Source organism: Pseudomonas mediterranea CFBP 5447, assembly GCF_000774145.1.
In the GTDB taxonomy this organism is placed as follows: Bacteria; Pseudomonadota; Gammaproteobacteria; order Pseudomonadales; family Pseudomonadaceae; genus Aquipseudomonas; species Aquipseudomonas mediterranea.
Genome location: NZ_KN322973.1, coordinates 1 through 505 on the forward strand (window position 1 = coordinate 1; position 505 = coordinate 505).

Annotated in this window: 1 protein-coding gene; it reads left to right on the forward strand. The window is 64.4% G+C overall.

The features are described 5' to 3' along the window. The coding region (locus tag N005_RS03010) for a phosphopantetheine-binding protein (protein WP_047699293.1) at positions 1-505 on the forward strand (505 nt) is incomplete at both ends.

The window sequence follows — 505 nt, forward strand, 5'->3', positions numbered from 1 at the left end:
CCTGCTCAAGGTCGAGCGCGTCGGCCGTCACGATCACTTCTTCGAACTCGGCGGTCACTCGTTGCTGGCCGTCAGCCTGATCGAGCGGATGCGCCAGGCCGGCCTGAGTGCCGACGTGCGTATCCTGTTCAATCAATCGACCCTGGCGGCGCTGGCATCGGCCATCGGCGAGAGCAACGAGGTGAATGTCCCGGCCAACCTGATTCCTGCGGATTGCGAGTACATCACCCCGGCCCTGTTGCCACTGGTATCGCTGTCCCAGGACGCCATCGACCGCATCGTCGCGACCGTGCCGGGTGGCGCCCGCAACGTGCAGGACATCTATCCGCTGGCGCCATTGCAGGAGGGCATTCTTTACCACCATCTGGCCGCCGAACAGGGTGACCCCTACGTGCTGCAAGCACAGTTCGCCTTCGACAGCCGCGAACGCCTGGACGACTTCACCCAGGCCCTGCAAGGCGTGATCGATCGCCATGACATCCTGCGCACGGCCATGGCCTGGGAA